Raw genomic sequence first — 7,054 nt, forward strand, 5'->3', positions numbered from 1 at the left:
CCTGCACAGCCACTGCGACCACACCCCACCCGCCGAGTACGAAGCCACCTACTACGCTGCACTCAACCGTGCCCCGGCACCCGCCGGCACGGCATAACCCGCCCTCCACGAAATCCGGGGCGACTCATTGCAGGGGCCGGGGATCAGGCGTGCTATCCGGCTCGTTCGATGAGGTTGTTGATGCGGGTGATGAGGTGTAGGTGTCGTTCGGTCTCGTGGTCCCAGCCGCGGTGGCGGGCGTCGTGGGCGAGGGCTTGGGCGTCGTCGCGTTGCGCGGTCAGGACGGGTAGGTAGGCGGGGGTGGTGTGGAAGCTGGGGCAGTGTTCGCAGATGTTCGCGTATTGGCAGGCGCCTTGGGCGGGGGCGCGTAGGCAGTAGCCGCCGGCGAGGGCGGTCTTGATTGTCGCGGTGTTGCGCCAGTCGGTCGGGGTGGTGTTGTTGGTGGGCTTGCTCGGGGTGTCTGGTGCGGGCAGGGTGGCGATGTGTTGTTTGGCCAGGTCGAGGGCTCGTTCGTACTCGGCGCGGATGGTGGTGTCGAACAGTCGCCCGTAGCGCAGGCTCATCTCGGCTGAGGAGTGTCCGAGGATGGCCATGAGGGCTTGCAAGGAGACGCCGGCGTTCACGAGGGCGGTGGCGTAGGTGTGTCGGAGCTGGTGGGGGCTGACGTGGCCGATCCCGGCGGTGGTTGCGGCGCGGTCCAGCTCGCGTCGTAGCTGGTTTTGTCCGAGTCGGCGTCCGTGGGCGGTGAACAGGAAGTCCGCGGGTCGCCCGGTGCGTGGGTGCGGGATGGGTCGCCCAGGGCTGCGGGTGGCGGTGATGCGGTCGAGCAGGGCCAGGATGTCGGGGTCGATGGGGACCATGCGTTCGGTGTCGAGTTTGCCGAGGGGGATCTTGAGCCAGGACCCGGCAGTAGGGACGTCGATGACGGCGTCGAGCTCGAGGTCGAGCAGCTCGCCGATGCGTAGCCCGCACGCGCGTTGCAGCAGCAGGGCGTCGGCTGCGAGTCGGTTCGGGGAGTCCTCGAGTGCTTGTTGCAGTCGCCGGTCCGCGTCGGGGGCCAGGAACCGGGGCAGGGGTTGAGGAAGGCGTGGGATGTCGCTGCGGTACAGCAGTTTTCGGGTGGGGGCGGTGGGCCATCCCCACTCGGTGATGTCGGACAGGAAGTTGCTGACGGCCAGGATCCGGCGTGCTTGGTCCGCGCGGGTGATGATCGCTGCGCTGGTGGTGCTGCGGGTGGTCGTCAGGGATGTCATCCAGGGTTCGATGTGGGTGCATCGGTCCAGGCGGTCCGGGGTGAGGGTCGCGTCGATGCCGGTGACGTAGGTCGCGAACCCGGTCAGGCGGGTCGCCAGGCTGGACACGGTCCCTTCTTTGCAGGTCACGGCCTTGCGGTGCAGGTAGGCGATGATGATCGACTTCATCGGGTCCGGCACTGCTGCGAGGCGTCGTTCGTAGGACCAGCGCGACTGCGCGGGCGGTGGCAGGGCGGGCAGGACCCCCATGTGGAACAGCACGGCCCGTGTCGCGGTCGCGGCCCCGCGGTAGTGCTTCCACGTCCGCCCGGTGTCCCGTTCACGATCACGACCCGCGATGGCCAGGGCGACGAAGTCCTCCTCGGATAGGTCGTGCAGACGTTTCCCGGTCGCGAACAGCAACCTGGCCAGGACCTGACTGGCCATGGCCGACGCGGTGCGTTGGGTGTATCCCTGGGCGCGGGCCGTGGTGATGAACTCCTGCAGGTCGGTTCCGATGCGGGTGCCGGGCACGTCGCGCCAGATCGAGGAGAGCTTGCGGTGCACCAGGTAGTCCCAGCCGGGGTTGATGCGGCCGGTGACGAGCAGGAAGGTGATGAAGGGGCGCGTGGCCGTCCCGGCGGACAACTGCACGTCCAAGGACTCGAGTGTCCAGTCGAGCGGGTGCGGCCAGCGGCGAAGGAAGCCTCGCGCCGCGGTCGTGTAGGCGGGGTTGCCCCGCCCGGTCGCGGCGAGGTGCTCCTCGTACGCAGCGAGCACCACAGCCGCCGGTTCGTTCGCCGTGCCGGCGGGACACGCGTTTGCCGGGCTTGCGCCGGGGCGGTCGGTGGGGTCAGGTGTGGCGTGCGCGGCTGCGGGCGGCATCGTATTCGGCTTTCACGTGGGTGGGTGCCAGGTGGATGTACCGGGCAGTGGTGTCGACGTGGGCGTGCCCGAGGAGGGCTTGCATCACAGCCAGGTCGACACCGGCTTGGGCCAAAGCTGTCCCGAAGGTGTGTCGAAAGGCGTGGGGTGCTGCGGCGGGAACGTCCGCGGTCGCGCGGTGGTAACGGAACACCGATCGCAGGCCGGCCGGTGTCAACGGACGGCCACGGTTGGCCCCCTTGGCGACGACGAACAACGCGGACGTGGTCGTGTCGGGGCGTTCGGTGAGCAGGTAGGCGTTGATCATCGCGGCGACGTCCTCGTCCAGGGGAACTCGACGGTCCTTGGCGCCTTTGCCATGCACCGTCAGCCACCGGCCGCCGATGTCGACATCGGTCACGGCCAGGGACAACACCTCGCACGAGCGCAGCCCGCAGTACAGCATCAGACCGGCCATGGCCAGGTCCCGCCGCGAGTGCAGGCTGTCCAGCAGGGCCGTGCACTCGGCCGCGGACATGGCGCGGGGAAGTCGTCGCGGGGTACGCACCCGAAGACGCGAACGCGGTGCAGGGCGGCGTTTCGTGTGACCGAGCAGGCCCGAGCGTTCCCCTGGCGCGAACCACGACGAGGCGCGGCCCTTGGGGATCGGGGACACCCGGGCGGGGTCACGCATGCCGAGGAACTCGTACAGGCCACTGACTGCGGCCAGGCGCAGGTTGATCGAGGACGGGGCCAGGCGATCGACACGTTGCCCGTTCAGATCCACCACGTTCGGGCCCGCCCGCCCCGCGACGTGCTCGTCGCGGCACGCGGACAAGAACGCGAGGACGGCGTTGGTGTCGACCTGCTCGACCGAGCGGCCCGTCGCGGCCAGCCAGCGGGTGAAGGCCAGCAACCCGTACCCGTACGTGCGGATCGTCGCGGGTGAGTAGCCCCGATCTGCCAGATACCCCAGATACGCGTTAGCGTCCGCGACCACCCGCGGGTCCGAGCTGGTCAACCGCCACGACCGCGCCTCGTCACGCACCAGGACTACTGCCGCAACACCACTCATGCCTCATCCCTACGCCCGAACACGCAGGTCAGCGACCTCACCCGACGCGATTAGCCGGTTAACAGGCAGGCACCGACCCGTCCCATGGACCCGACGAGCTGGTGGCGGCCCAGGCGGTGGACGAATCTTCGACTTCGAGATTGCGAGCCTCGGTCGCTGTGCACGATGCCCCCGGCCACATCGACGCCGTCAGCGGCGCGGCGCGCGACGGCTGAGTTCAACGCCGTGACAGCCAGGTGCGACGTCATCCGTGAGTCGATGCTGTAGCCCACGATCCGCCCGGAGCAGGCGTCCTTGAGAGCGCAGAGGTACAGCTTGCCCTCACCGGTCCAGTGCTCAGTAATGTCGGTCAGCCACACCCGATTCGGTGCCGCCGCGCTGGTGAAGTCGTGGCGGACGCGGCCCGCCTCGCCCTCGACCGCGAGCCGGTCATCGTGCACCGGTGGTCCGGGCCGCGGACGGGCCGAGCCGAGCGCTTCTTCCCGAAGATCGACCACCAGGCGTTCGCTGAGCAGATCCGCCACGCCGTGCGAGCCGACATGCCCTTCCCGGCGTCGGCGGCTTCCTCGTGGAGGTATCGGTACCCGAAGGCGGGGTCATCACGGTGGGCGTCGAACAACGCGTTCGCGCGATGCGCCCAGGCCAGCTCGGAGGCGGTGACCGGGGACGTGAGCCACCGGTAGTACTGCGTACGACACAACTTCAGCACCCGGCACGTCACCGACACAGGCACCCGGATCCGGGCTCCCTTGCCAGCCAGCTCGCGGACGAGCGAGAACATCATTTTCGGGGGAGGTTCGCCTGCGACAAGTACGCCGCCGCGCGCCGCAACACCTCGTTCTCTTGCTCCAGCAATCGGTTACGGCGCTTGAGCTCACGCAGCTCGGCTGCCTGCTCACTCGTCACGGCCGGCGCGGTGCCGTCCTCGACGTCGGCGCGTTTGAGCCAGTTGGTCAGGCACGACTCGCTGATCCCGAAGTCAGCAGCAATCTGCTTCAACTGCTGACCCGGCTCACGGTTGCGAGCGACCCGCACGACATCGTCACGAAACTCTTTGGGGTAGGGCTTGGGCACGGTGTCCATCCTTCCAGCAGCGTCCCTCGACGCCACAGATCAGATGTCACCTATCCGTGCAGCAGTCCCCCCGGGGTGGGGGTGCTCGTACCGGCGGACGGGTTCACCGGTGGCCCGGTCGACGTAGGACAGCCGGTTCAGGCGCGCCGTGGTGAGGATGCGATGCACGGTGGAGGGTGCGATGTCGAGTCGGGAAGCGAGCTGAACGGGTCCTTCCCGCAGTCGCATTCGTAGGCTCACGCACCGCTTTGACACCGTCTTCGCGGTCTTGTTCGGCGACGATCTTGGGCGTGACGACCGGTCCTGCATGGACTCGCCGGCCCGGTAGCGGTCAACCCATCGCTTCACGGTCGGCCAGGACACCTGGAAGCGGGCGGCGACCTCGCTGATCGGCCACCCGTCCTCGAGAACGAGACGAGCGACCTTCAGGCGGTGACGTGGTGTCAGAGCCGCGTTGGCGTGGCTGATAAGTCCTCCTCAGAGCGGGAAGGCAGGCCACCGAAGTGGCCTGCCTTCCGGGCAATACATGACGCGACTGCGAACGTGGAGCGGTCCGCCGCTGAGGGCCAGCCTGAACGACTCCGCTCAGTCGATGAACGCAGCCGACTGTTCGACGCCGGTCAGTGGTCGACCTGGAATCCCGGCTGACCTGCATAGTCCTGCTGGCGTTGATCGAGGACCATGCGGATCTGGTCGGCGGCTCCCTCGCCGAGGACCAGCCGCAGGGGCCCTTCTGGTGCTGTGACGTGGGCAAGGATCCCCTCGGCGATGGCCTCCGGCGACGACCCGCCGCCCGTGGCCCCAGGCTCACTTGGCCATGGCACGACGGCGGTTCCAAAGAGTCGTTCGCGCAGCTCGTCATACGCGGGAATTGGTGCACTGAACTGCATCCCCGAGGTCACCCACTGGGTATTCATGGCACCGACCTCAACGAGGGTGACTCGAACACCCATCGAGCTCACCTCGCCCGCCAAGGATTCGGTAAACCCCTCGAGACCCCACTTCGCGGCGTTGTAGAGCCCGAGCAGGGGCATGGCACCGACTCCGCCGGTCGACGAGATCTGAACGATGTGACCGCTGCCCTGGGTGCGCATCAGTGGAAGAGCAGCCTGCGTGAGCCACAAGGGGCCGAGAAGGTCGACGTCGAGGATGGACCTCGCCTCCTCCTCGCTGACCTCCTCAGTTGCACCGACGAGGCCATAGCCCGCGTTGTTCACCAAGAGGTCGAGACAGCCCGCGGTCTCGTGACCTTTCAGGATGGCCCGCCGGCACTCATCCCGGTCGGCCGGGTTGAGCCGCACCACGCTCAGAGACGGGTGCTGCACAGGGAGCACGCCCCGCCGGCTCGTTGCAACGACGCGATCACCCACAGCCAGCACCAGTCGGGTCAACGCAAGGCCGAGGCCGCTGCTCGCACCGGTGATGAACCAGGTCTTCGGTGTTGTCATGGGCCCATTCAAGCACGTTACGAGACGGTGCGTCTCGTTTCTATACTGGTGGCATGGCCCGCCCTGCCACCGCCGCTCGCGTTCTTTCCGCCGTCCTGCGCCTCGCAGAGCGCGGCGGCCCGAACGCACTCACCATGGAAGGCGTCGCGGCCGAAGCCGGCGTCGGCAAGCAAACGCTCTACCGCACATGGCCATCGATCCATGCACTCCTGTTCGACGCACTTGCGACGGAATCTGCTGTGTCCGAATCCGCGGGCAGCTACCCCGAGCTCTTCGAGGCGCTGAAGGCGACCAGCGCCGAACTCGCGTCAGAACCGCGAGCCTCGCTGCTACGGATGCTGGCCGCCGCAGTCCAGAGCGACGAGGTGATCGCACGTCAGTTCCACACCGCCCTTCTTCAGCGCCAGCAGCAGCAGTTCGCGCGGGTGGTTGCTGCCGACGGACTCGACAATCCCGAGCGAGCCACAGAGCTTCTGCTAGCCCCCCTCCTGTACCGATGGTTCCTCCGACTGCCCCCTCTCACCGACGGCGAGCTGGCAGACCACGTCGAATCCGTTCGACGCATTCACCGGCCCGATTGATCAACGCCCCCGGTCAGTACACCGCGTGGGCCTGGCCTGGGGGGTGACGTGCACGAGGGCGTGCTGGGCACAGTCGTCCTCGGCGGCCAGGGTTCCCAGGGCCGCGGCGAGTCCTTCGAGGATGTCCACGGATCGCCAGACGTCGTGCTTAGGCATCCCGGGGTCGGTGGCGATGGTGAGGTGGACGTGGAGAGAACTTCCGTGAATCCCTGACTAGGGACGATGCAGGGTGGTCGGGGCTCTGTCCCTAGCGTTGCAGCCTATTGTCCACGGGACCGCGAGTCACTGGGTTGGCCCCGTGAGTGCGGGAGCCAGGACCGCGCAGTTTGTCGGACCCCCGCCGTAGGCTTCGACTCAACAGGTTCGCGCAGAGGATGGGGTACACCATGAAGTTGCTGAAGGTGGCGATCCGTCGGTATCGCAGCATCGAGGAGATGGACGCGTTCGAGGTCGAGCCGGACGTGACCTGCCTCGTCGGGAAGAACGAGTCCGGCAAGACAGCGGTGCTCCAGGCGCTCAACAAGAGTCACTCTCACGACGGTGCCAGTTTCGATGAAGGGCTCGACTATCCCACGACGCGCACGAGCGAGAGGCGGAAGGCCGAGGGGAAAATGAAGGTCACTACCCTGACCTACCTCCTCGATGACGGCGATGAGCAATGATCAGAACCTGTGGATGGCTCTCGGCGAGGTGACGTAGAGGAGACGTACCTCCCGAGCAAGATCGAAGCCCATGCTCAAGTTCGGATCGTGGTCGGCGTTGACGCGCCGGCTCGGGAAG

Annotated in this window: 7 protein-coding genes and 1 pseudogene; 2 read left to right on the forward strand and 6 right to left on the reverse strand. The window is 67.4% G+C overall.

Annotation, left to right across the window (positions count from 1 at the left end):
• Positions 1-152 precede the first annotated feature (152 nt).
• The 6 genes and pseudogenes from GGG17_RS15075 to GGG17_RS15100 all read right to left on the reverse strand — a co-directional run bounded on the left by GGG17_RS15075 (position 153) and on the right by GGG17_RS15100 (position 5,693).
• On the reverse strand, positions 153-2,015 hold the full coding sequence (locus GGG17_RS15075) for a tyrosine-type recombinase/integrase (protein ID WP_311966739.1): 1,863 nt from the start codon (positions 2,013-2,015) through the stop codon (positions 153-155).
• Positions 2,016-2,085: 70 nt separating this feature from the next.
• Complete coding sequence (locus tag GGG17_RS15080) at positions 2,086-3,171, reverse strand: tyrosine-type recombinase/integrase (protein WP_154594527.1); 1,086 nt, start codon at positions 3,169-3,171, stop codon at positions 2,086-2,088.
• A 50-nt stretch (positions 3,172-3,221) separates the two neighbouring features.
• Positions 3,222-3,695: a DDE-type integrase/transposase/recombinase gene (locus tag GGG17_RS15085; protein ID WP_154594528.1), complete on the reverse strand. Its 474-nt coding sequence runs from the start codon at positions 3,693-3,695 to the stop codon at positions 3,222-3,224.
• Between the two features lie 256 nt (positions 3,696-3,951).
• Positions 3,952-4,245 (reverse strand): IS3 family transposase, encoded by a 294-nt coding sequence (locus GGG17_RS16720; protein ID WP_037215733.1) that lies wholly within the window; start codon positions 4,243-4,245, stop codon positions 3,952-3,954.
• Between the two features lie 69 nt (positions 4,246-4,314).
• Positions 4,315-4,713, reverse strand: a pseudogene (locus tag GGG17_RS15095) (helix-turn-helix domain-containing protein); the annotation flags it as partial.
• 152 nt (positions 4,714-4,865) lie between these two features.
• Positions 4,866-5,693 (reverse strand): SDR family NAD(P)-dependent oxidoreductase, encoded by an 828-nt coding sequence (locus GGG17_RS15100; RefSeq protein ID WP_154594529.1) that lies wholly within the window; start codon positions 5,691-5,693, stop codon positions 4,866-4,868.
• A 53-nt stretch (positions 5,694-5,746) separates the two neighbouring features.
• Between GGG17_RS15100 and GGG17_RS15105 the strand changes: the two genes are divergently transcribed.
• Positions 5,747-6,274, forward strand: coding sequence for a TetR/AcrR family transcriptional regulator (locus GGG17_RS15105; RefSeq protein ID WP_019287877.1), 528 nt, complete (start codon positions 5,747-5,749; stop codon positions 6,272-6,274).
• A 386-nt stretch (positions 6,275-6,660) separates the two neighbouring features.
• Positions 6,661-6,936: an AAA family ATPase gene (locus GGG17_RS15110; protein ID WP_154594530.1), complete on the forward strand. Its 276-nt coding sequence runs from the start codon at positions 6,661-6,663 to the stop codon at positions 6,934-6,936.
• Positions 6,937-7,054: the final 118 nt, after the last annotated feature.

Source organism: Arsenicicoccus cauae (genome assembly GCF_009707125.1).
Taxonomy (GTDB): domain Bacteria; phylum Actinomycetota; class Actinomycetes; order Actinomycetales; family Dermatophilaceae; genus Arsenicicoccus; species Arsenicicoccus cauae.